Annotated in this window: 18 protein-coding genes; 9 read left to right on the plus strand and 9 right to left on the minus strand. The window is 41.4% G+C overall.

Translation table 11 applies throughout. The annotated features are described in order from the left end of the window. Positions 1-152 precede the first annotated feature (152 nt). The 3 genes from H6G14_RS00540 (at position 153) to patX (ending at position 4,230) form a co-directional block, all read left to right on the plus strand. Entirely contained in the window at positions 153-1,610 is a 1,458-nt protein-coding gene (locus tag H6G14_RS00540; RefSeq protein WP_190565446.1) for a serine/threonine-protein kinase, read from the plus strand. A gap of 513 nt (positions 1,611-2,123) precedes the next feature. Beyond that, on the plus strand, positions 2,124-3,911 hold the full coding sequence (locus tag H6G14_RS00545; protein WP_190565211.1) for an FAD-dependent oxidoreductase: 1,788 nt from the start codon (positions 2,124-2,126) through the stop codon (positions 3,909-3,911). A gap of 85 nt (positions 3,912-3,996) precedes the next feature. Beyond that, positions 3,997-4,230 carry a heterocyst-inhibiting protein PatX gene (gene patX / locus H6G14_RS00550; RefSeq protein ID WP_190565212.1) on the plus strand — a complete coding sequence of 78 codons (234 nt, stop codon included), beginning with the start codon at positions 3,997-3,999 and terminating at the stop codon, positions 4,228-4,230. Between the two features lie 481 nt (positions 4,231-4,711). Here the strand turns inward: patX and H6G14_RS00555 are convergent, their stop codons facing one another. Beyond that, positions 4,712-5,596 carry a ferritin-like domain-containing protein gene (locus tag H6G14_RS00555; RefSeq protein ID WP_190565213.1) on the minus strand — a complete coding sequence of 295 codons (885 nt, stop codon included), beginning with the start codon at positions 5,594-5,596 and terminating at the stop codon, positions 4,712-4,714. Positions 5,597-5,883: 287 nt separating this feature from the next. On the opposite strand from H6G14_RS00555, the gene gifA reads away from it, so the two are divergent. After that, entirely contained in the window at positions 5,884-6,087 is a 204-nt protein-coding gene (gene gifA / locus H6G14_RS00560) for a glutamine synthetase inactivation factor IF7A (protein ID WP_010996485.1), read from the plus strand. A gap of 252 nt (positions 6,088-6,339) precedes the next feature. Here the strand turns inward: gifA and glnA are convergent, their stop codons facing one another. Beyond that, positions 6,340-7,764: a type I glutamate--ammonia ligase gene (gene glnA, locus H6G14_RS00565; protein WP_011317041.1), complete on the minus strand. Its 1,425-nt coding sequence runs from the start codon at positions 7,762-7,764 to the stop codon at positions 6,340-6,342. 359 nt (positions 7,765-8,123) lie between these two features. On the opposite strand from glnA, the gene apcB reads away from it, so the two are divergent. Further along, a complete protein-coding gene (apcB, locus tag H6G14_RS00570) occupies positions 8,124-8,633 on the plus strand; it encodes an allophycocyanin subunit beta (RefSeq protein WP_190565214.1) in 510 nt (169 codons plus the stop codon). Positions 8,634-8,946: 313 nt separating this feature from the next. On the opposite strand, the gene H6G14_RS00575 is transcribed toward apcB, so the two are convergent. The 7 genes from H6G14_RS00575 to gloA all read right to left on the minus strand — a co-directional run bounded on the left by H6G14_RS00575 (position 8,947) and on the right by gloA (position 20,641). Next, entirely contained in the window at positions 8,947-10,731 is a 1,785-nt protein-coding gene (locus H6G14_RS00575; protein WP_190565215.1) for a M61 family metallopeptidase, read from the minus strand. Positions 10,732-11,298: 567 nt separating this feature from the next. Then, complete coding sequence (locus tag H6G14_RS00580; RefSeq protein ID WP_190565216.1) at positions 11,299-11,982, minus strand: Crp/Fnr family transcriptional regulator; 684 nt, start codon at positions 11,980-11,982, stop codon at positions 11,299-11,301. A 462-nt stretch (positions 11,983-12,444) separates the two neighbouring features. Beyond that, positions 12,445-13,638 carry a pilus assembly protein PilB gene (locus H6G14_RS00585; protein WP_190565217.1) on the minus strand — a complete coding sequence of 398 codons (1,194 nt, stop codon included), beginning with the start codon at positions 13,636-13,638 and terminating at the stop codon, positions 12,445-12,447. A gap of 750 nt (positions 13,639-14,388) precedes the next feature. After that, complete coding sequence (gene rpmB, locus H6G14_RS00590) at positions 14,389-14,625, minus strand: 50S ribosomal protein L28 (RefSeq protein ID WP_011317036.1); 237 nt, start codon at positions 14,623-14,625, stop codon at positions 14,389-14,391. 231 nt (positions 14,626-14,856) lie between these two features. Then, positions 14,857-16,833, minus strand: coding sequence for a molecular chaperone HtpG (gene htpG, locus H6G14_RS00595; RefSeq protein ID WP_190565218.1), 1,977 nt, complete (start codon positions 16,831-16,833; stop codon positions 14,857-14,859). Positions 16,834-17,081: 248 nt separating this feature from the next. Then, on the minus strand, positions 17,082-19,724 hold the full coding sequence (clpB, locus tag H6G14_RS00600) for an ATP-dependent chaperone ClpB (RefSeq protein WP_190565219.1): 2,643 nt from the start codon (positions 19,722-19,724) through the stop codon (positions 17,082-17,084). Positions 19,725-20,203: 479 nt separating this feature from the next. Then, positions 20,204-20,641, minus strand: a complete 438-nt coding sequence (gene gloA / locus H6G14_RS00605) for a lactoylglutathione lyase (RefSeq protein ID WP_190565220.1) — start codon at positions 20,639-20,641, stop codon at positions 20,204-20,206. 381 nt (positions 20,642-21,022) lie between these two features. Between gloA and H6G14_RS00610 the strand changes: the two genes are divergently transcribed. The 4 genes from H6G14_RS00610 to H6G14_RS00625 all read left to right on the plus strand — a co-directional run bounded on the left by H6G14_RS00610 (position 21,023) and on the right by H6G14_RS00625 (position 23,807). Then, the gene (locus H6G14_RS00610) at positions 21,023-21,616 is read left to right on the plus strand and encodes a hypothetical protein (RefSeq protein WP_190565221.1); all 594 of its coding nucleotides are present in this window, start codon (positions 21,023-21,025) and stop codon (positions 21,614-21,616) included. Positions 21,617-22,008: 392 nt separating this feature from the next. Then, positions 22,009-22,347, plus strand: coding sequence for a P-II family nitrogen regulator (locus H6G14_RS00615; protein WP_010996475.1), 339 nt, complete (start codon positions 22,009-22,011; stop codon positions 22,345-22,347). A 172-nt stretch (positions 22,348-22,519) separates the two neighbouring features. Continuing rightward, entirely contained in the window at positions 22,520-23,314 is a 795-nt protein-coding gene (locus tag H6G14_RS00620) for a Tab2/Atab2 family RNA-binding protein (protein ID WP_190565222.1), read from the plus strand. A gap of 64 nt (positions 23,315-23,378) precedes the next feature. Further along, the gene (locus tag H6G14_RS00625) at positions 23,379-23,807 is read left to right on the plus strand and encodes a thermonuclease family protein (protein WP_190565223.1); all 429 of its coding nucleotides are present in this window, start codon (positions 23,379-23,381) and stop codon (positions 23,805-23,807) included. Positions 23,808-23,919: the final 112 nt, after the last annotated feature.

Here is a 23,919-nt window from a genome sequence, read left to right on the forward strand (position 1 = left end):
ATCTCAGTTACATAAACGCAATATCCAAAACATAAATAATTACTAGATATATTTGTGGAAGAAATTCGCTGCTTGGCATATGTAATAGTGAGGTTAAAATACAGACAATCTTCTGTACGATGGGCTACGCACTACCGGAGGTAATCGCCTGTATGTTGGGTCAGTTATTAGACGGACGCTATAAAATTACTCAAGTTTTAGGTGCTGGTGGTTTCGGTAAAACTTACATTGCTGAAGACATTAAACTTTACAATAATCTCTGTGTCGTCAAGCAACTCCAACCGATGGCTAATGATCCTATGACTTTACAAGTCGCTAGGCGCTTATTTGCATCGGAAGCAGAGTTATTACATAAATTAGGAACCCACGACCAAATTCCCCAACTACTGGCACACTTTGAAGAATATCAAGAGTTTTTTCTGGTTCAACAGTTCATCGATGGACATCCTCTTAGTGATGAACTGACTCCAGGGAAGCGATTAAGTGAGCCTTATACTATCGCTCTGTTAAAAAATATCCTGCAACCCTTAGCTTTTGTTCATCAAAACAACGTCATTCACAGGGATATCAAACCACCTAATCTGATTCGCCGTAAAAGTGATGGCAAAGTTGTGCTAATTGACTTTGGAGCAGTAAAACAGATCGGTACTCAGGTGGTGAATGGTGAAGGTGTAACTAAAATGACCGTGAGTATTGGTACTGCGGGCTATATGCCTAGTGAACAAAGTCGTGGTAGCCCTCGATTAAGCAGTGATGTCTATGCTGTGGGCATGATTGGTATTCAAGCTTTGACAGGATTGATGCCCCATCAGTTGCAAGAAGATATCCAGACGGCAGAAATTATTTGGCGTGAATTAGTCCAGGTAAGCCCAAGTTTAGCAGATGTATTAGATCGGATGGTACGTTACGACTTTCGCCAACGCTATCAGTCAGCAGTCGAGGCTTTAGCGGCGGTGCAGAACTTGGGAAATGCTTATGCACCAACGCAAACATCTCCATCACCTGGATCTAAGCCGACTTTACCTGTAAAAAATCATGGCAATACCCCGCAAGTTGCTGAACTTCCTCTATATTCTCCACCACCCGCAGTCCCAGCCCAGTATCGTCAAGAAATCCCACAAAAGTTGATAGCTTCCCCTCCTCCCACCACTGCCAAATCGTCAAAAGTAGGCATAGGTTTCTATTTGCAATGGGTGCTAGTTAATATCGTTGGTTTAGTTGGTGGCGGAATTGTGGGGGCGATCGCTTATGAAATTTTCGAGCCACTTGGTACAATTCTCAGTAGCCAAGCCGTAGCCATCACAATAGCATTGACCATCGGCTTCATGCAGGTATTAGTTTTACGGCGGTTAATTCCTGTATCTGAAAAGCAGTGGGTATTAGGAACTACGCTAGGCGTTTGTATTTCTGTTCTCGTGTGTGGTGATTATCCTGAATATTCCTTGTTGTGGATTGGCCCGATAGTTGGGATTATTCAATGGTTTATCCTCAAGCCATATGTTAAACAAGCTGGTTGGTGGATTTTAGTTAACTCTATGTTTGGCTGGATCGGTGGCGTTCTTTCGGGAGCATTGTTAGTTTTACTATTAAACAATCCCAATAATAAATAATTTTAATTACTTTAGTCTTATCTTATTCTCTTAGTTTTAAAAAACCTTGCTTACAGTACAAAGAGAATACATTTAAACATTTGTAGGGTGGGCAATGTCAACCAAAACATCGATAATATCAGCGATATAGAAATCCGATTTGATTATTGTTGGCGTAGTATGCACTGCGTATAAACATCTAAATATCTTTATGGTGTGCCATATCCGCTACAAATACTCTAGGTGTAATTCAAAAACTAAATATTTTTACCGATATATTCTACCCATGAAAAAATATTGCAAATGCAATATTTAGTTGGTCAAATCAAACTTTATTCCTGAAATTTTTGTGGAAACGGGCGATTTTAGTTACATTTTAAAAATTATATATAAATCCTATATTCAGAATACTAATTTCGCCAGCACCAAAATCATTTACTCATTAGTGAATACAGATATGAGTACATCATAAAATGCGTATACAACAGGATAAGTTTGTATGTATCCTGATTACAAATACGTAAATTTCTATTTATGGTTAATCACACTTATGTAACTGATGTATTAGTCGTTGGTGGTGGAACCGGAGGAACTGCGGCTGCCATTCAAGCAGCCCGTAGAGGTGCAAAAACTATGTTGGTAAGTGAGTTTCCTTGGCTAGGAGGAATGTTAACTGCGGCTGGAGTATCTGCACCTGATGGTAATGAATTAATGGCGTTTCAGACGGGGTTATGGGGTGCTTTTTTACAAGAATTACAACAGCGACAACCAGGGGGATTAGATAATAGTTGGGTGAGTTTTTTTAGTTATGACCCTCGTCTTGGAGCAGAGATTTTTGCTGACTGGGTACAGGAACTAACAAATCTGCACTGGATTTCTGGACAAGTACCTTTAGAAGTTTGCCAACAAGACAATTCCATCACTGGTGTCAGGTTCACAGACTTTACCGTGCAAGCCAAGATTACTATTGACGGTACAGAGTTGGGAGATTTACTAGCTTTAGCAGATATCCCTTACCGTTGGGGTTGGGAGTTGCAATCTGAATGGGAAGAACCAAGCGCCCCAAGTAGTTTTAATGATCTAACAGCAAGATATCCTGTGCAATCGCCTACTTGGGTAGTAGTGATGCAGGACTTTGGGGAACCAGTCGCGCCAAAAATTCTCCCTGCACCTAATTATGATGCGGAGCTGTTTGCTGGAGCTTGGAAAAACTACGGTGCAGAGCAATTCTTAAATTATGGACGTTTGCCAGGAAATCTCTTTATGATTAACTGGCCGATTTGTGGTAATGACTACGGCGAAGGAGTAGGACGGCTAATAGAATCAGCAGCAGCTAAGGGTGATTTTTTCCAAGAATCTCGTTGGCATAGCCAAAATTTTGCTCATTTTATCCAAACTCAGCTTGGTCTGCGTTATGGTTTGGCAGAGCAAGTTTTTCCTCATGCTTCGTCGGCATTTGCATTACACCCATACTACAGAGAAAGTCGGCGCTTGGTTGGGCTAACTACTGTTCGAGAACAAGATATTTTGCCAGTTCCCGGTGGTCAGGTAGCGTCTCTGTTTCCAGATACCATCGCTATTGGTAATTATGCCAATGACCATCACTATCCTGGGTTTGACTTGCCACTACAACCTAAATCCATCCGTTGGGGAGGACGTTGGACGGGAACACCTTTTACGATTCCCTACCGTTGTCTGGTTCCAGCTACAACAGATGGTTTATTAGTTTGTGAAAAGAATATCTCTGTTTCCCATATTGCTAATGGGGCGACTAGATTACAACCTGTAGTTTTGGGTATCGGTCAAGCGGCGGGGATGGCGGCGGCTATGTGTGCAGAGCTAGGCTGTCAACCAAGGGATTTACCTGTAAACGCATTACAAGAAGCATTGTTACAAGATAATCGCTCTCCCTCTGCCATCATACCTTTATTTAATTTATTACCTAGTCATCCGGAATGGTTGCAATGGCAAATGTATTACCTAAAGGAGCCTCAACTCTATCTAGATAGCGGCAATTGCCCAGATTCCGTGTATCAGTACTATCACTCAGAAGCAAAATCAGTACTTACACGGGGAACTGATTCCTTCACAGGCATTTTTCAGGTTTTAAATCAGCAGGACTACAGATTCACGATCGCTTCTCCGGCTGCTAATCTAGGACAAACTTACCAGCTTGTAACTTTGCGATCGCACATCAATGAACAGCTACAAGCCTTAACAGATAAGCAACATCTGACTATTTGGGGTCGTCTAAATCCTTCCGGTCATTGGTTGTTGGTGGAACATATTGACAAGATGCACACTTTCATAGGTTTTCAGTAAAAAGCACTACTTTTTTTTAGATTTTTCCGGACTCGTTATATAAAACTCAGTAGCAATAGATAAGAGAATTTACAAAGAGACTTTTATGATGCGTGCTGCTGTTCCAGTTTTAATTTCGAGTCTAGTACTTGGTTCCCTAGTTTCTGATTACCTGGGAATAGCTAGTCACAATTTCGCTTTTTCTTCCTCTAATTCACAAAACATGATCTCACTAAAATCTAAACCCAAACGCAATCAACCAGAAAAACCCCAACCACATCGCGGTACTGGACGTAGAAGTCTCATAGAAACTTATAGCAATGCTCATCTAATTGCTTAGAAGTGAGGGTTTGATACTTCCTAATCATGGGATGAGTTCATATTTTTTGTCACGGACAAATATAAAATTCGTTCAACTCTTTTAATAGCCTCTTCTCGTCCTGGGATAAACAACCCACAGTAACACCATTTTGGACTATAGATTGTCAAAGATTTACTGTATAGTCTTTTGAGCAATCCACATATTGTCAAAACTGTTTCAACGAATGTCTTGAATTAACCTGAATCGACAGCATCACCACTCTTTACTTTTATTAAAAGGGTGTCATTCAGGTTCATAATTCAGATTTAAAACATTTAGGGCTTACACATGAAAACAAACAATCAAGAGTATTGGCCAGGTTATAGAAGTATAAATTGCCGATACCTTTACACCCTCCCAAAGCAGAGAGTCTCGGTTCTGTAAGTCCTGAAATTGATAACCAGTCTTCAATCACAAGATCCCCGGCTTTCGGAAAAATTCGGGGATCTGCTCCTCTCAACTAAGGCTTATTTTCCATCTTCTTCACACCATTGATAAACATTGGTACGAACTTTTCCATAAATGTTTGTGGATTGCGTTGCCAAGCTCTTTGAGCAGCCTGAATTCTTGTAAATTGCAATTGAGGTGCTAGCAAAGTTTGTGGTAAACGTTCCATTAGATATTGGGGTCGTTGCCACATAGGCATTGTATTTGCTACTTCCATCAGATTCGCAACTCGCCGCAGTTCTGCACCTAAAGTAATATCCATCCCTGATTCAAAGGCTGCTTGTTCAATGGCAGCATATTTGCGTTTGGCTTGTTCAACTTTTTGTCGATGTTCTGGGCTTTTATTTGCTATCTGAGCTAACCAGCGATTACCCCAGCGAACGTGTCCGGCTTCTTCGGGCAGAATTTTTTCAATAGTTTCGCGGATTTTGATATTTTCTGCTGTTTGGGGTGCTTTTTTGAGGGCGTATATGTGGGCTGAAAAATACTCACAACCACGTTTCTCGGTGACGTTAATCGCCGCTAAGGTAGAAATTACGAATTCTTCTAGCGCTTGGGTAGGGTCTTGCTGTTCGCTATCTAACAACCTTTCAAATTCATCGATGTAGGAATTACCAGGAGGCGTTCCTACATTCGCACCTAAATCCACCAACAAATCAGTTAGCCACATGGCATGACGCGCTTCATCTGAGATGTGGTGAGATAAATCTCTGATTAGTTCCGGTGGCTTGCCATTGAGCCTTTCAATCAGGTCTGTCAGGTCTTTACAACTGCGCTGCTCACTATAACGATAGCGGTTGAGGGTGATCAGGTGAATTTCGCGATCGCTTACTACCTGTTTGAGAATGTCCCTCGCACTCAAAGTATTCTGAAATTTCCGTGGATAAACGACTGTCATGGGTTTGGGTAAGTTTGTTGAACTGAATAGTAATTGAGTTGTTCTCAATAGCTGCATTAGCAAATATCGCCCAGCATGAGAACAACGTAAATAAATGTAACAAATAAATCATCATACTTGGGAAAGACATCTTTTGCAGTGTTCTATTGCTGAAAAAAATAGTAAGTGCAATTACATAAATATTACAATTTATAACAAAATCTCAATTCCGTAGCATAAGATACAGAATTTTAGCTATATTGAATATGTGAAGGGTCAAATCCAATTAATATCACTAGGAGGACTGTATGTCTATTCAAGAAAAATCTCGTGCCATTATGATGCGCCAATATCAGCAAGTGAAGAATCGTCAACAATCCATGCTGATGCGTTCCGCACAAGAACTCGGTCTTCCTGCTGAAGAACTGTCCCACTATTGGAACCCCACTCAAGGAAAGATCGATCCCACCACCCGCACAATTTATGGTCGTAGTAATGCTTCGATGAGCTAAGTTTTACTCATGTTTAAGTCATGGTTGTTATTAGAGGAAGTAACTTCAACGATGAGTTGCTTCCCCTAATGTATAGCGGTTGAAGGTTGACGGACTTGAAAGCATTGTGTTGTCGGGGTTTGATCTTAGCTTGATGTCCTAATCTATCTGGCTACTACTATACTTATACATAATTTTTACAGAAGACAAAAAAACCACCCTTATGGGTGGCAAAATTTGGATTTTCAGATGTAAATTGCTAACAGGTGTTAATTAAACGTCGTAATAGATAGAGAACTCATAAGGATGAGGACGCAATTGCATCTGTTTAACTTCGTTAGCGAGTTTGTAGTCAATCCAGTTTTGGATAAAGTCTTCGGTGAACACGCCTGTATCTGTTAAGAAAGCGTGGTCGTTTTCTAGTGCTTCCAATGCTAGCTCTAAAGAACCGGGTGTGGAAGGAACCTTTGCCAATTCTTCTGGAGAAAGTTCATAGATATTTTTATCTAATGGCTCACCAGGATGAATTTTGTTCTTGATACCATCGATACCAGCGCACAGCATGGCAGCAAATGCCAAATAAGGGTTAGAGGTAGCATCTGGACAACGGAACTCTAAACGCTTGGCTTTGGGGTTAGTGCCAGACAAAGGAATCCGGATGGAAGCAGAACGGTTACCTTGGGAGTAAGCCAAGTTAACTGGCGCTTCATAACCGGGAACTAGGCGTTTGTAGGAGTTGGTGCTGGGGTTGGTGATTGCCAACAGTGCTGGGGCGTGCTTGAGAAGACCACCAATGTAGTACAGTCCCATTTCACTTAAACCAGCATACTGGTCACCTGCAAAGAGGGGTTTACCATCCTTCCAGATAGATTGGTGACAGTGCATACCAGAACCGTTATCGCCAAAAATTGGTTTTGGCATGAAGGTGACGGTTTTGCCATATTTTTTGGCAACGTTCTTGATGACATATTTGTAAATCATCAGCCAGTCAGCAGCTTCGATTAACTTACCGAAGCGGAAACCAAGTTCGCACTGACCACCAGTAGCAACTTCGTGGTGATGTTTTTCGATGGGTACGCCTAATTTCGCCATCGTCAACAGCATTTCTGTGCGGATGTCTTGGAAAGAATCTGTGGGGGAAACAGGGAAATAACCCTCTTTAAAACGTGGTTTGTAAGCCAAGTTGGGTTTGTCTGCTGTACCTTCTTTACCAGAATTCCAAGCACCCTCTACAGAGTCGAGGAAGTAGTAACCTTCGTTAGCGGTTTGGGCAAAGCGGGCGCTATCGAAGATAAAAAATTCAGCTTCAGGGCCAAAAAATGCTGTATCACCAATGCCAGTGGCAACCAAATAATCAACTGCTTTTTGAGCAATAACCCGTGGACAACGGTTGTACCATTCTCCTGTACGTGGTTCTTTGATGCTACAAACAATACTTAGGGTTGGTACTTCCATGAATGGGTCGATCCAAGCAGTGTTAGGGTCGAGAACCATTGTCATGTCTGACTCGTTGATTGCTTTCCAACCCCGGATGCTGGAACCGTCAAAAGGTACGCCATCGGTGAAGGAGCTTTCATCGATTTGGTTTTGGTACAAGGTGAGGTGTTGCCAAGTACCTACGGTGTCGATGAACTTGAGGTCAATCAGCTCAATTTTTTCATCTTGAATTCTCTTCAAGACTTCTTGTGAGGTTGTCATTGTTACTCCTTCTCTGCCAATTTCTTAAATTCAAACCAGAATCTGCCAAAGCATCTAAACCCTACTGAGCGGAACAAAGTTGATGACACACCTGAAATATCCTAGATTCTAAACATTAGATGGTTTTGTAGTCTTTGTTACAGAACGTCTGGATTACAGGTAATATTAACCTTTCTTTCGACATCTGCACAAAAGGGAGAAAGTTAATCTCATAGGGGTCAACTTTGACATAAAATCCTTAAGTAACAGATAGATTGTTTTTGTGCCGAATCTATTTTTAATAGCACAAAAATTTACTGGTGCGTAGTGCAACCAAATTAATATCAAACCATAGATAGCAAAGATTGGGAGAAGAAGGAATGCGCGATGCAGTAACAAGCTTAATTAAGAATTATGACGTAGCTGGTCGGTATTTTGACCGAAATGCGATCGATACCCTCAAAGATTATTTTGATAGTGGTACGGCTCGTGTCCAAGCAGCCGCCGCGATTAACTCCAATGCAGCTGCACTGGTCAAGCAAGCAGGTTCTAAGTTGTTTGAAGAGTTGCCAGAGTTAATTCGCCCCGGTGGTAATGCCTACACAACTCGTCGTTTAGCGGCTTGTTTACGGGATATGGATTACTACTTGCGCTACGCTACTTATGCGCTGGTTGCTGGTAATACCAATGTTTTAGATGAACGGGTGCTGCAAGGCTTGCGGGAAACTTACAATTCTTTGGGTGTACCCATTGGCCCTACAGTTCGCGGTGTACAAATTCTCAAGGATTTGGTCAAGGAACAAGTTGCAGGTGTAGGTATTGCCAACACCGCTTTTGTTGAGGAGCCATTTGACCATATTACTCGTGAATTAAGCGAGCGGGATGTTTAAGAAGGCAGAGGGCAAAAGACAGGAGGTATGATTTACAATTTGTTTTTTGTCTAGTTTTCATTGTTGGGTTGATTTCCAATATCAAGAAACTGATTCTAATTAACGCACTTTGGCTGTATTGACAAGGTGCGTTTACTTTTTTAAGTATTACGTAATATTTTTTTGAGTATGAAATTGTCAGCGAATCTGTAAAGGGTATGAGGGAGAGTTATCTGCCATAACTGGACTAATCTCCCCCACTTGTATAGGTTGTTTCTTTCCGCACCTGACTGTGAACTACGGGGAACACAAAAGAGTTATTTGGCTATGGTTATCAAATAACGGTAGAGATGGCAGCACCCAGCCACGCGGCAAAGTTTTCTTGCTGCGTCGTGTTAGGATTCTGTATCGCCAGTAGCTGATACTTAGTAGGACGTGGCGTCCCTAGCGTTACAGGATAAGTACGCAGCTCATCTTGGTGAAAAACTGTTACCTGGATAGTATCGTTGGCTTGATAATCTTTAAGGCGATCGCTCAATTGATGGGCTGTGATCTTGATACCCGCAATAGCCAGCAACTCATCACCTGCGTCAATTCCTGCCATTTGTGCAGGCGAACCAACCTCAACAAATTTAATCATCTCCCGACCATTTTCCGTGTTTACTTTCACCCCTAAGTAAGGTTCTTCTTCTCTCTCTGCTAGCAAATGCAAGCCAAAAGGTTCTAAGTACTGATTGAAGGGCAATTCTTCCGTGCCATCAATATAGCGTGCGAAGAAATCCGTCAAATCGACTCCAGCCACTGATTCGATCACCGCCTGTAATTGTTCTGGAGTGTAGCCGATTTCAGCTTGACCAAATTTTTGCCACATTTGACGCATCACATCATCAAGCGATCGCTGATTACGATACCGCGCTCTAATCAGCAAATCTAGTAGCAAAGATATCATTTCCCCCTTCAAATAATAGGAGACTTGCGAATTACCGGTATTTGTATCTGGGCGATAAAGTTTAATCCAAGCATCGAAACTCGACTCAGAAAGTGTTTGTACTTTCCGCCCTGGTGTTGTAAGTAACCTACTGATCTCCTTACTCCAATAATTTAAATAAGTCTTGGCATCATAAATGCCTGCTCGTAAAGGAATTAGTAGATCGTAATAACTGGTAGTTCCCTCGCAGAACCACAAAGATGGTGTGTAATTTTCTTGGTCGTAGTTAAATACCTCTAAGGCTTGGGGACGAATTCGCTTAACATTCCATAGATGGAAGAACTCATGCGCTAGTAATTGAATGAAGCGTTCATACTTATCTTGGGAGCGAAAGCCAAAACGCTGATAAATCAAAGAACAGCTATTTTTATGCTCCAAACCACCGTAGGCTTGAGCAAATAAATGCAGCAAAAAGACGTATCGCTCATAAGGCAATCCGCCAAACATCTGTGCTTCTACTTGGATAATTTTTTGGGTATCGCTAATTAGCTGCTGCACTTGACAATTTCCTTGTCCCCAGATTGCCAATTCATGAGGTTTTCCTAACACCTCAAACTGATATAACTGGTGTTCACCAATCTCAAAAGGACTATCTACAAGGGTATCAAAATCAGCAGCATAAAAAGTATTAGATTGCTCACCAATTGTAGGTAAAGGAGTAGTTACCCGCCATTGGGGATACGGTGGTATGACAGTCACACAAATTGGTAAGTTTTCCCATCCTGGTAGTCTAAAAAACAGTGCTGCCCCATTAAAATAACCGTGGGTAGCATCTAAATGATTTGTCCGCACTGATAGTTCGTTTGCAAAAATGCGGTAACGCACCGTTACTTCTGACACATCACCTTTATTGATTTGCCAGTGGTTTTTACTGATTTTCCGCCAAGGTAAAATCTTATCTCCTGCAAAAGCAGTAAAATCTTGTAAATTCTTGGCGTACTCTCGCACCAAATATGATCCTGGTGTCCACACCGGCATTCTTAAGTCAAGAATTGGTGATGAATAGTTTACGATTTGCAAACTCACCTCAAATAGATGCGTCTCTGGTTGGGGCATTGCCACCAAATAATTAATCGTCGGCACGGTGTCCTGAACGCCAATATCGATACGAGGTGCTGTCGCTTCAGTCATCTGTAGTTAAGAGTGATAGTTCTGAGTCAAAAGTCAATCCATACATAGTTAATAGTTAATAGTTACTGGTCAATAGTCAATAGTTAAGCAATGCAGACTCAGCATTTAGAGGTGCATTAATGCTATGAGCTATGACACAGGCAACATTACTCAGTCTACTAAAAAAAAAGTCTCCAGAGCTTGCAATTGCTGGACTTTACGCTTTTAGCGCAGACTTGCTATAGCATGAAAAATACATTTCTCAGAGGTTATTTATCAAATAAACATGACATTCAATTATGTTACGTTAAACTTCGTTAACGTATACTCAAAATTTAATATTTACATAATAATTCAGTAGGCAGAAGCCAGAATACTTTTCTCTAAGCTCCAATACTTAAAGCCGTTCCGCGCTTTAGTTATAACAGTAGATCAAAGGAACATAGTATCCATTAGATTAAATTTACAAGTATAAATACGCTTGTATTGTTTGTTTAATATGATTCTGTGAGGACATTAGCCCTCAAATATCAGGCGTTTTAGTGCTGAATAAAAACTAAAACAACAGTTTAAACAACGATGCTTTTATTAGACTTTCCCAGCTAAATTCAGCAATTGTTTAAAATTGATCAAATAGATAATATTATTAGCACTGTCAATTTTTATCCACCCTTTATCGTGTAATTTATCCATAATTTTGCTAGTTTCTTCAACACCGATTTCTGTAACCTCTGCTAAGTCCTTAAAAGGGATATTAAAAATTTCCCTACCTTGTGGTGATTCTTGACCGTAGCTCTCACCTAAACTAACTAAGGTATGGGCTAATTTCACAGCAGGTGGTGAAGAACGGATTTGTAACCGTTGGTTAATTTGTCGTAATCGTCGCACCATTAATTGCAGCATTCTATGATGCAATTGCGGGTCTTTAAATAAAATTTGAATAAAACGTTCCCTAGAAATACTGAGTAACTTGACTGGTGAAAGAGCAATTACATCTGTTGAGCGGGGAGATTCATCTAAAATCGCCATTTCTCCAAAAAAATCACCCCTTCCTAAAATTGCTAAAGCTACAGAATCATCCCCGCAGGTACGCCGGACTTTTACCCATCCAGATACAACGAAATAAACGGCATTACCCCAAGCATCTTCCATTAAAACCGCTCTACCAGTGGGATATTCATGATCAATTGCAATATTGAGTAGCCATTCTAAGGTTTGTGGATTGGCTGTACTCAATAAGGGAAAAATATCACTAAAAACCTCAGTTTGCATGAAATATCTACTAAAAATGAATTTGTTATTTGAGAATTAAGACATCTACTATAAGTTTTAAAGTCAAAATATAGCCATAGATGAAAAAAAAGTTAGTGGGACTTGAAAAGTCATTTCTCGCAACATAGAATCTATATTAAACAAGCCGCCATAGTAATTTTGTTTTGGACACAAGTAATAATAACTAATGGATTTCCGCCATGAATTTATGAATTTAAGCGTTCATAACGTTCCTTAAGAGACACTGCTCGTCGGCGGAGCGTCTCATAAGAAAGTCTGAAGGGTAATTGTTATTTACCATTCCTGATGACCAACCCCATAAACATCATCACTGCTTAATGAGACAATTGTTAACCAGCAGCTCTGTAAAAAATAGTCTGATTGGTCATTACAACATAACAATTATGGTAAAGATCGAAATCAGAGGTTTTACTGACAGCACGATGATTCTCTGTCTGATAGTCATTGATTATTTGCCGTCAGTATTTTAACTTTTTGGTCTAAGCTTTCAATTATTCGAGTGAGGGTAGATAAAGCCTCTGATTGCTCGGCTTTAAGGTGAGGATTCAGCAGTAATCGCTGATGTAATTCATGTAACTTATAGTTGAGTTGTTGAGAAATTCCTATTGCATCTCGACTCAGACGATCTAATTGCTGCTGCTGATAAAATTTTAGAGCTGCCCCCCTTAGTACTTGTAGTGTGGCCTCTTCGCCATTTATTCCTGGCATTACACGTATGCGTAATAATAAACTATTGTTTTGGTATTGGCATTCCTTCTCTATCTGTTGTGGTTCTGCGAGTCTGCTAATAGGAAAACCTGCAAAACGCTTTAATTCATTAAGTACGCCTTGAAAAACAGAGAGAGGTAAGTTTTCCAATACAGACTGTAAGACTCCATTGTCACTCCAAATAATTCTTCCTTTATATGGTTGTCTTTCCAGATATAAGCGACCAATCCCCCCACCTAAAACTCGTCCCAGTAATTCCTCTAATAGCTTTCTAGAGGGTAAATTGAGCAACGATTCAATAGGGCTGAATAGTTCTGGAGCTTGCACTTGTAAAACAGTGACATCACTTAGCAGAGGCATTGGCGATTCTTGTTGAACACTGATTTGTGGAGAATAATTGGTAGTTCGAGAATCCTTCTCTGAGTCGGCAGGCACAGAAACCTCTATTAATGACTCAAAAGATTGATGTAAGGGCTGTACTTCTGGTGAGGGGATTGTGGCGTTAGGTAGATTAAGTGTGGTGTCCACACTCTCGGCTGAAATCTCATCAGCTTCTGGTTTTTTTGCTGGCTTTACCTCTGGAGTGGATGTATTTTTATAGTTGAGGTAAGCGGAAAGTATTGCGCGATGAATGTCAGCAGCGATTTCTTGAGTTTCTATTGTGCTGTTAATATATGACACAATGCGATTTACGTAATCGAAAGCGGCGCTATCTCCTAGATTCACCATACCTAGTAATAAGCGATCGCTTTGGCACCTTAAAGGCAAAATCTGGTGGTAGAGGCAAACCTCAAAGGGCAAGATGCTATCAATTAGCTGGAATATTTGCTCTCGTTCGGACTCCTGCTCCCAATTGGTTGGATTTGTGTTGAGCAATTGTTGTCCATTGGCTCCGGTGTCAGCTGGTTTGCCCTGTGAAGACCACATAGGTTTGCTTGCTTAGTGTTTCTTTATATTCTATTTTGCTCTTCGGCACTTGGCAGTAAATAAATATACTGAGTTCAGTGAATTACAGTCACATTCACTGTTCAAAAAGTGTGGCGTAGTAAGTCTTGAGTACAAACCCTCAAGTGTATTGAATTTTTGCCAGTATCAAATAGAAATGGCTACTTATATAGCTGTTGACGGTTGACTGTTATCTGTTGACAGACTTGAAAGCCTTTTATTGTCAGGATTTTATCTTAGCTTGATGTCCTAATCTATCTGGCTACGGCTATATATTATCTGGTGGATTTTTAGCCAGTTGTAGTGAAGCGGAGATTTAGTGCTGAGATTTTACTTTCTATCTATGTAGCGTTAATCTACAGCACCTCATCAACAACTGGCGATAGGGTGGGCATCCTAAGGGTTATTTTAGGTAACATTTATCCCTTAGTTGAAGTTCTACTATCCCGTGACCCTCTTGTGATCTTATTTAAACCGTTACAACACAATCTTAGTTGCCAAAATGCCACAAAAATTTTTGGCGAGTTTTGAGTAAAAAATACTCGTAAGCAAGGGCATTGAGGCTAAGTAGGTGCTTTGTCATCTTCAGACCATGTGGGTTGATGATTCACCCACATAGGTCTTTGAGGCAGAAGATGTAGCACCAAGGGCAATTTTAATTAGGTATTTTCTGAAGATACGGAAATTAACCAGAAAATAAAATTAGCGGATTCGCAACCTATTATGAAAAGTTTAGTAATGGTTGAGGTTAATCCCAGCTTCTTTTGCCATTGCTTCTAAACCTTTGACTTCTAAGGTCTTAATGGCTTTGGTGGATAGCTTTAGTTTTACCCAACGGTTACCGCTTGGCCACCAAACGCGCTTGCTTTGCAGGTTTGCTTGTTGTAAGCGTTTGGTGCGACGGTGGGAGTGGGAAACAGCAAAAGCGTTATTTGCCTTTTTACCGGTTAGATCACATCGACGAGACATTATGTTGTATCTCCAGATTACTATTTAAGTACAGCCTTTCTATTTTAGAAGCTCTAGGACGAATATTGGGGTTACATTGATTTAAAATTCTAAATTCGTCTTGGAAAATAAATTTGTGTAGAGTGTTTTATGATGCTTTCTTCCACGCCATTATAGACATTAAGTGCGTTAGGACTAACGTCCATAACGCACGCTACAAAAGCCTTGAAGTACTTGTTACAAGATGGGTTGCTAATTTTTGGTTTGTTGTGTCAGCTTGGTCAGTACTTCATTGGAACGTTCCACAAAAGATTTCATTCCGTCTGCGTCAAACCCTTTTTGAGACATCAGTGCCAAATCATAAACGTGTTGGCAGATTAAGTTTACTAGGGGATTGGTTGATGATTGTCCGTCGCCTTGGATAATTGCGCCTTGGTTGAGATTTACCAAGTTTTGAATGAGGGGATGGGCTGTATTCACTAGTAAAATGTGGTCTTCGGGAAACTCGGTATTTTGCTGCTGCATCATGGCGGTCATTTCTCTCATGCGGCGGAGAAATTCTGGTAAGAGAACGATCGCCGGTGGTGTACCTTGAGGATCATCAGACTTGAGTGCTTCTGTGCGAATGTTGACTTTAGGTTTGTTCAGGGATTTTTCAAATAACTCTTTGATTACCTCACTCTTGGTTTTATTTGTTGTGGGGTCAACAATTTCTCCAGTTTTGTCTTGTTCGAGTAAGGTATTATCTAAGTCGGAGTCTACCCGCGTAAATTTGACATCTTGATATTCCCGCTCTAGGAAGTTGATAAAGTGGGTGTCGATGAAGGAATCAAGGAACAGCACTTCCAAGCCTTGGTTTTTATGTAGTTCGATATACGTGGCTTGGGTTGCTTCATCGGTGCTGTAGAAGACGCGATTTTCGTGGCGTTCTTTGTTGCGTTCTAAGTATTCTTTTAGGGTTGTGTATGGTAAACCTGGTGTGGGGGAGTCGGAAGTAGGGGTGACATCTTGCCAAACATCACCTTCTTGGGACTGTACTTCAACGGCTGGAGTTTCGGCTAGTGGTGCTGATTTAAAGGTGGTGCGGAAAATAATGATATCTTCAACTTGCTTTTTGAATTTCTCGTCGTTGAGAACACCAAATTTGACAAAGGTGCTTAAGTCTTTCCAGGCGCTGATGTATTGTTCACGGTCGTCGCGGTACAGTTCTTTGAGTCTGTCGCCTACTTTTTTGGCTATATAATCGCCGATTTTGCGGACTGTGCGATCGCCTTGTAAGGCACTACGTGATACATTGAGGGGAATATCGGTACTATCGATGACACCCCGCATGGGTACGAGGAACTGGGGAATAATTTCTTCGCAGTTATCGCTGACGAAAACTTGATTGCAGAATAATTTGATTTGTCCTTTGGTAACGTCCACATCGGGGCGCATTTTGGGGAAATAGAGAATCCCGTTGATAATAAAGGGATAGTCGGTGTTCAAATGTACCCAGAGTAAGGGTTCTTCTTGAAAAGGATAGAGATAGCGGTAAAATTCTAAATATTCTTCTTTTGTTAGGTTACTGGGAGATTCCCGCCAAGGTGCTTTTTGCTTGTTTAATACTTCACCATCCAGTTTGATGGGTACTGGCATGAAGTCACAATAAGTCTTGACCAGATTTTTCACCCGTGCAGATTCTAAATATTCTTCTTCATCGGGTAACAGAGTCAAAGTGATGGTAGTACCGCGAGTGGTGCGGGGTGACTCTTCTAAGGTGAATGCTGGGGAACCATCACAACTCCAGTGAACAGCTTGCGCGCCTTCTTGATAGGACAGGGTATCAATTTCTACCTTCTGCGCCACCATAAAGGAGGAATAGAAGCCCAGACCAAAGTGACCGATGATTGGCTGGTCTGATTTTCCCTCATATTTATGAATAAACTCTTCGGCACTGGAAAAAGCGACCTGATTAATATATTTTTTGACTTCCTCTGCTGTCATCCCGATACCGTTATCGGTGATGGACAGGGTTTTTTTATCTTTGTCGATGGCGAGTTGAATTTCTGGTTCTTCGACTACTCCCGTATATTCTCCAGCACGAGATACCATTTTCAGCTTTTGGATGGCATCTACAGCGTTAGATACTAGTTCCCGCAGGAAAATTTGATGGTCTGAGTAGAGAGACTTTTTGATAATTGGGAAAATATTCTCAGTATGAATACTGATGGTGCCTTGCTCTAGCATGATTTTGATTTTATTATCTGAAACTATTTGTGTAGTCAAGACATCTTAGCCTTTTACGATCATGGGTAGATGCCCAGGATATAAAAGAGCGTGATACCAATGAAGATTTTCAAGGTATAGTTTAAGCGATCGCGGCTTTTTGCCTGGATCGTTTGCCCCCAAGTGGTGATTCGGATTTCCCTACCTGTTATTTAAACGCGGAGGTAAGCGCAAAGAGGCGCGGAGATGGCACGTCTCTGTAAAATCAGCTAGGTTGTGATTTGTGTTACTGAAACTTTTACAGGTGCTTTGTTAGTAAAACTTAAACCATTTTCGCCTTGGTCTATGTAAATGGTGTCACCGGAGATGAAGGTGTTTTCTAATATCTTGGTGGCGAGGGGATTTTCGATTTCTCGCTGGATGGCTCGTTTGAGGGGACGTGCGCCGTAAACTGGGTCATAGCCTTTTTCTACTAAGAAATCACAGGCGGCGGTGGAGATTTCAAAGCAGATTTTTTGTTCTCTCAGGAGACTTTCCACCCGTTTGAGTTGAATGCGGATGATGTGGCTCATTTCGCTACGACTGAGGGCATGGAAGAGGATTGTATCATCAACGCGGTTGAGAAATTCGGGGCGGAAGTGCGATCGCAAGGCATCCATGACACGGTTCTGCATTGTGTCATATTTGGAATCATCACCAGACACATCTAAGATATGTTCGCTACCGATGTTACTGGTCATGACAATGACGGTGTTGCGGAAATCTACTGTTCTACCTTGGGAATCAGTAATTCTGCCATCATCTAAGACTTGCAATAAAATATTGAACACGTCGGGGTGGGCTTTCTCCACTTCATCCAGTAACACCACAGAATAAGGATGGCGGCGTACGGCTTCCGAAAGTTGTCCACCTTCCTCGTAACCTACATAACCAGGAGGCGCGCCAACTAAGCGGGAGACTGAGTGTTTTTCCATATACTCGGACATATCTAAGCGCACTAAAGCATCATCCGAATCAAAGAGAAACTGTGCTAAAGCGCGGGCGAGTTCGGTTTTACCAACACCTGTCGGCCCCATGAATAAGAATGAACCAATGGGACGGTTGGGGTCTTTCATCCCGGCGCGGGCGCGGCGAATGGCGGCGGAGACCGCTTCTACTGCTTCTTGCTGGCCGATAACCCGTTGATGTAAATGGCTTTCTAGTTGTAGGAGTTTTTGCCGTTCTGATTCCAACAGGCGATTTACGGGAATACCTGTCCACTTGGCGACAATTTCAGCGATGTCGGCTTCGGTGACTTGTTCGCGCAACAAGGTAGAACCTTGGCTTTGTAGTTCTAGGAGTTTTGCTTCTTTAGCTTCGCGATCGCGCTGTACTCCTTCCAGTTTGCCATACTTCAACTGCGCCGCTTTATTCAAATCATAGGCACGTTCTGCTTGCTCAATCTGCACCCTTAAAGCGTCTTCTTCTTTCTTTAACAGACTAATGGCTTCTAATACCTGCTTTTCACCTTGCCATTGATTGTTTAAATCCTGCTGTTTCTCAGTTAAATTGGTGATTTCTAACTCAATTCGTTCTAAACGTTCCTTTGTTGGCGCGGCTACTTTTTCCTCTCCCGCTAAGGACAGCTTTTCCATTTCTAGCTGCATCAAACGGCGGTCAATGGCTTCCAAGTCTGCTGGCTTGGAGGTAATCTCCATTTTTAATTGGGCGGCGGCTTCATCGACTAAATCAATGGCTTTATCTGGTAGGAAGCGGTCAGCAATATAACGTGCTGATAAAGTTGCTGCGGCTACCAGTGCGGAGTCGGAGATTTTCACATTATGGTGGACTTCGTAGCGTTCCTTCAACCCGCGCAGGATAGAAATTGTATTTTCTACACTTGGTTGGTCTACGTATACTTGTTGAAAACGCCGTTCTAAAGCTGCGTCTTTTTCGATGAACTTGCGAAACTCATCTAAGGTCGTCGCCCCAATACAACGCAGTTCTCCCCTTGCCAGCATGGGTTTGAGCAAGTTACCCGCATCCATTGCCCCTTGTTGGTTGGAGCCAGTACCGACGACGGTATGTAGTTCATCAATAAATAATACAATATTACCGTTGGATTCCGTAACTTCCCGGAGGACGGCTTTTAATCGGTCTTCAAATTCACCCCGATATTTTGCCCCAGCAATCAAACTCCCGATATCTAGAGAGATTAATTGACGGTTTTTTAGAGATTCCGGGACATCTCCATTAACTATACGCTGTGCCAAAGCTTCGGCGATCGCTGTCTTACCAACCCCAGGTTCACCAATCAAGACGGGATTATTTTTGCTCCGACGAGATAACACCTGAATTACCCGGCGAATTTCGTCATCTCGTCCAATAACTGGGTCTAATTTTCCAGATTTGGCCTGTTCTGTCAAATCCCTACCAAATTTCTGTAAGGCTTCATAACGAGATTCTGGATTTTGGTCTGTCACTTTTTGGCTACCACGAACAGCTTTGATACTCGCTTCTATCTTGGCACTGTCTACATTAAAGCCTTTGAGTATCTTCCTGCCAACACGTTCATCATCTACAAAAGCTAAAAGTATGTGTTCTACAGAGATGTAGCCATCCTTCATCCGCTCCCGAATTTCCTCGGCGCGATCGAGCATAACATCTAAGCTGCGACCGAGGTAAAGTTGGTCACTTTTGCCTACTTTCGGTTGACGTTGAGTAAAAGCTTCTAATTGCTGTTGTAAACGAATCGGGTCAATTTCTGCGCGACCCAAAATCCGCACAGCTAAACTAGTAGGATCTTCTATCAGAGCAAGAGTTAAATGTTCAACGTCTAGTTGTTGTTGTTGATATGCGCGAACTATATCCTGAGATTTGACAATTACTTCCCAGGCTTTATCAGTAAATTTATTAGGATCTGTAGGCTGCATCTTTACGATTTTTAATGTAATATTCCAAAACTTTTATTTTGGCTATATAAATTGAGTGACAAAGACAATTAAAAGAGATTCAAGGCTAATTTATTAGCTATTGCGGGAAGTTAGATTAGATGTTTGCTATATCTAGAGGCATTCCTCATAAAGCTAATTAGACTAAAAAGCTTTACACTTGATTTTTGATACTTCCTCACTGATTTAGTTCTAGATTCCCCTCCCCAAACAATAATTCCAATACTCACAGCACGTATCCGCCTACTTATACGGTAGCAGTCGGGAAAACAAAATCGGAGTTATCAACCCACCACCTATTTCCTAATTTAAAACGAAAACACCGCCATAAGCTTACTTTGCCATATGGTGTTGGGAAAAATATTTAGTTTGGTAGATAGGGGGAGATGAGGAAGTAGGGAAAAAATCAGTAGTAGTTTTATTGACTCCCCACTCAGTAATCGTCACCCTCCCTCTACTCTCTAACCCTGTTTAACTAGCTGTTCTGATGAATCTTGTTTTGCTGTTGTGCCTTGATTACTCAACTGGATTAGTTCTATCTTGTATCCATCTGGGTCTTCGACAAAAGCAATCACAGTCGAGCCATGCTTCATTGGCCCTGGTTCCCTTACCACCTTACCGCCCTGATTTTTAATAGACTCACAGGTGGCATAAATATCATCTACACCAAGGGCAATATGACCGTAGGCATTACCTAATTCGTACTTATCTACTCCCCAATTGTAGGTTAGCTCTATAACTGTGTTATCGCTCTCATCACCGTAGCCAATAAAAGCTAAGGTAAATTCTCCTCCTGGGTAATCCTTTCTCCGTAGTAACTTCATACCCAGGACATCGCAGTAGAACTTCAAAGACTCTTCCAGGTTACCCACCCGTAGCATTGTATGTAGTAAACGCATAATCACCTTCAGGTTGTTTTCTGTAAAATATTGATTTCTGCCAACATTGTACAGAGGGATTGGAGATTCGGGAGGAGGAGAGGCAAGGGAGCAGGGGGAAAATGTACAGACGCTGTATAAGCTATTTTGCTTTTAAATTGCACAACTTTTCGTGGGGGCTGTTGACCGTCAACTGTCAACAGTCCCAATTAGTAGTTATGCTTTTTTAGCGCGCATTAGCTGACAATGTTTGTTCTATTACCCATTGACCAAAAGTGTAAATTTAGATATCTTTGCACTCCGAGCATTTTTCTACTATTCTTGGGCTAGTTTCAGAAGCTATGATCTTTTGATACCATCTCTGAATACTCGGATTAATCCATTTTTGATACCAGACAACCGATGCGAACAACCACAGGTTCGGTTAACAGTAATCAGCCAAAACCTAATTCTCCAAGCTATTCTTCCTCCGTACCCCTGTACGTATACCGGGAATTGGCGGCTGAATTAAAAGCAACACAGGATAAGTTAGATGCGCTGACAGCAAAAAATCAACAATTAGCGCAAGAAAATCAAATACTGCGCCATGAAATTAGTCAGGTCGTGCAGTCTTTTTTACATCTGCAAAAAGTGGTAGATTATAAAGTCTCAGGTTTTCATCCTGAGATGGAAAAACCGACTATTGACCCATCTATACAGGCACAACCACGCCCACAAGCGGTGCGTTCACGACAACCAGTTGTTCCTGAAGCCCCAAACAGCAAGAACCGTCGCGCTGAGTTTGCTGTACCCATCACACAGATTATCTCTCCTACACCAGATACGGTTTTGATACCAGAGCAGGAAATGGTCTACCAACCCCTCTCGGCCTCAAATGCAAAGGCTAAAGAACTTAACAGTTGGTGGTTAGCTGTCTGTATCCTGTTAATTATGCTGAGTGCTTTTGGTGCTGGGTATTTAATTGTCCGCCCTTTATTTGAACACCAAAGTCGTTAGTTATAGGAGCCAAGAGGTAGAAGTAAAGAAAATTTGTGTCATCAGATGCTGATCTTACAATTTGGTTTCTACCATGCTGTATATTCTTTATTCCGACTGCCGTTTTGGTTTGTTCTTATTTGTGCTAAATATCTAAAATTAGTTTTTGCGTTGCTGCTTTTATTTAATCGTTGGTAAAAGTTACACAGACTACATCGAAAGTTTTTGCGGAAAATGGCATTTTGATATGCCCAACTCAAACTCTATTCCTCAACTGCTCATACAGAGCAGATACGGTTAAAAAAAGTTGCAATTCTCATAAGTGTCTTTAAAATAAGGCGAATGTGAAAGTGTCAGACATTGGATCTGCTTAGATATATAAACGAACCTACTAGAAATTAGGAGTCAATACAATGAAAAAAGTAGAAGCTATTATCCGCCCATTTAAGCTAGATGAAGTGAAAATCGCTTTAGTCAATGCTGGTATTGTGGGTATGACTGTTTCTGAAGTCCGGGGTTTTGGACGGCAGAAAGGACAAACAGAACGCTATCGTGGCTCTGAGTACACTGTGGAGTTTCTGCAAAAACTGAAGGTGGAGATTGTAGTTGAAGATAACCAAGTTGATATGGTTGTTGACAAAATCATTGCTGCTGCTCGTACAGGCGAAATTGGTGATGGTAAGATATTCATCTCACCCGTAGAACAAGTAATTCGGATTCGTACTGGAGAGAAGAATACAGAAGCCGTGTAAGTAGGGATTATTGTTAGTGTTAGCAGGGCGTTCTGCTCGTGCTGAGTCTTGGTAGAGACGCGTTTAATCGCTGTCTCTACAGAAAATTTTTTACGCAAAACGTAAAGTTAAGAATTTTATGGTAATACTGAGAAGCAGGCGTGATGACAGCCGTTGAGTAAGAGAGCAGATCATGACTCTGGTTTGGCAAGCAGATTTTTATCGCAGTCCTCGGCAAGATTTAGATGGAAAAATCTTGTGGGAGTTATTAATTTGTGATGTAAATCGTGGTTTCGAGTATACGGCAACTTGTCTCCAGTCAGAAGCTAATTCTAGTTGGTTGACTACCCAAATTGAATTAGCAGCAGGTGAAAAACTACCAGATATTATCCAAGTTTTTCGCCCCCAGTCTTTGAGTTTGATTGAGGCGGCTGGACGTAATTTGGGGATTAATGTCGAACCGCAACGCCAAACCCCTGCTTTGAAACAATGGTTACAAGAAAAGCAATATTCCATAGCAATAGACAAGCCACCACCAACACCGTTACCAGATAACTTATGGGGCGATGAGTGGCGCTTTGCTAGCATCCAAGCGGGTGACATCGTTGATTTGTTTAGCGATCGCCCAATTCCTATTTTATCTTTACCAGAATCCCTCAAACCAATTAATTTAGGCTTGGCATCAACAGTAGCAATTCCTGGTGTGGTAATTTATGGTGGTAGGCGATCGCTAAATCTAGCTAGATGGATTGCCCAAACCCGCCCAGTAGCCTTGAATTATATTGCCGGTGCGCCTGATGGTTTGATATTAGAAGCTGGTTTGGTGGATAGATGGATTTTAGTTACTTTTGAAGATGCAGAAGTAACGGCGGCCGCAAAAGTTTATGAACAACGTCAAAAACAAAGTCGGGGATTACATTTTTTATTAGTACAGCCTGATGATTCAGGTATGACTTACACTGGCTTTTGGTTGTTGCAAGCAATATGATCTTGACTACCTCACTCAAATAAACTAAAAATCGCTCCATCAAAGTATTGATATACAAAAAATCATGGCTTTACTTGAGCTAATTTTATTACTGGCTACCATCGTAGGTGTAGTAGACGGCAAAACCATTACAGTTAAAAATGATGCTGGGCAAACGGCTACAGTCAGACTAGCCTGTATTGATATACCCAAGACAGCTAAACAAAAGTATCATCTGGCGGCTAAACAGAAACTCCGACAATTACTACCATCCCGCACCCCTGTTGTAATTAGAGTTATCAGACCAGATAGTAAAGATATGGCTTTTGGTGAAGTGTATCTAGATAATCGCTCAGTTAATCTGCGTTTAGTGGCAGAAGGTAACGCTGTGGTTGATCAAGCATCTCTCGAAATTTGCGAAGAGACAAAAACACAATACCTCATCGCTGAAGCCAATGCTAAAAATAAACGCCTGGGACTATGGCAACAGTTAAATCCAGCAATTATTAAATAGAGATCAAGATAAATAAGTATAAGTTGTTACGCATTTAAATTGTATATTTCGCACTCAGGTTGTCAAAAGTCCACAGTCCACAGTCCAAGCTAGCCTTTGACTCTGAACTCTT

Origin of the sequence: Nostoc parmelioides FACHB-3921, assembly GCF_014696625.1 — a bacterium.
In the GTDB taxonomy this organism is placed as follows: domain Bacteria; phylum Cyanobacteriota; class Cyanobacteriia; order Cyanobacteriales; family Nostocaceae; genus Trichormus; species Trichormus parmelioides.

Excerpts from the sequence above, each read along its gene's own strand:
- H6G14_RS00540 (WP_190565446.1), top strand. The coding sequence starts at position 153 with ATGTTGGGTCAGTTATTAGACGGACGCTATAAAATTACTCAAGTTTTA.
- H6G14_RS00545 (WP_190565211.1), top strand. The coding sequence starts at position 2,124 with ATGGTTAATCACACTTATGTAACTGATGTATTAGTCGTTGGTGGTGGA.
- patX (WP_190565212.1), top strand. The coding sequence starts at position 3,997 with ATGATGCGTGCTGCTGTTCCAGTTTTAATTTCGAGTCTAGTACTTGGT.
- H6G14_RS00555 (WP_190565213.1), bottom strand. The coding sequence starts at position 5,596 with ATGACAGTCGTTTATCCACGGAAATTTCAGAATACTTTGAGTGCGAGG.
- gifA (WP_010996485.1), top strand. The coding sequence starts at position 5,884 with ATGTCTATTCAAGAAAAATCTCGTGCCATTATGATGCGCCAATATCAG.
- glnA (WP_011317041.1), bottom strand. The coding sequence starts at position 7,764 with ATGACAACCTCACAAGAAGTCTTGAAGAGAATTCAAGATGAAAAAATT.
- apcB (WP_190565214.1), top strand. The coding sequence starts at position 8,124 with ATGCGCGATGCAGTAACAAGCTTAATTAAGAATTATGACGTAGCTGGT.
- H6G14_RS00575 (WP_190565215.1), bottom strand. The coding sequence starts at position 10,731 with ATGACTGAAGCGACAGCACCTCGTATCGATATTGGCGTTCAGGACACC.
- H6G14_RS00580 (WP_190565216.1), bottom strand. The coding sequence starts at position 11,982 with ATGCAAACTGAGGTTTTTAGTGATATTTTTCCCTTATTGAGTACAGCC.
- H6G14_RS00585 (WP_190565217.1), bottom strand. The coding sequence starts at position 13,638 with ATGTGGTCTTCACAGGGCAAACCAGCTGACACCGGAGCCAATGGACAA.
- rpmB (WP_011317036.1), bottom strand. The coding sequence starts at position 14,625 with ATGTCTCGTCGATGTGATCTAACCGGTAAAAAGGCAAATAACGCTTTT.
- htpG (WP_190565218.1), bottom strand. The coding sequence starts at position 16,833 with ATGCTAGAGCAAGGCACCATCAGTATTCATACTGAGAATATTTTCCCA.
- clpB (WP_190565219.1), bottom strand. The coding sequence starts at position 19,724 with ATGCAGCCTACAGATCCTAATAAATTTACTGATAAAGCCTGGGAAGTA.
- gloA (WP_190565220.1), bottom strand. The coding sequence starts at position 20,641 with ATGCGTTTACTACATACAATGCTACGGGTGGGTAACCTGGAAGAGTCT.
- H6G14_RS00610 (WP_190565221.1), top strand. The coding sequence starts at position 21,023 with ATGCGAACAACCACAGGTTCGGTTAACAGTAATCAGCCAAAACCTAAT.
- H6G14_RS00615 (WP_010996475.1), top strand. The coding sequence starts at position 22,009 with ATGAAAAAAGTAGAAGCTATTATCCGCCCATTTAAGCTAGATGAAGTG.
- H6G14_RS00620 (WP_190565222.1), top strand. The coding sequence starts at position 22,520 with ATGACTCTGGTTTGGCAAGCAGATTTTTATCGCAGTCCTCGGCAAGAT.
- H6G14_RS00625 (WP_190565223.1), top strand. The coding sequence starts at position 23,379 with ATGGCTTTACTTGAGCTAATTTTATTACTGGCTACCATCGTAGGTGTA.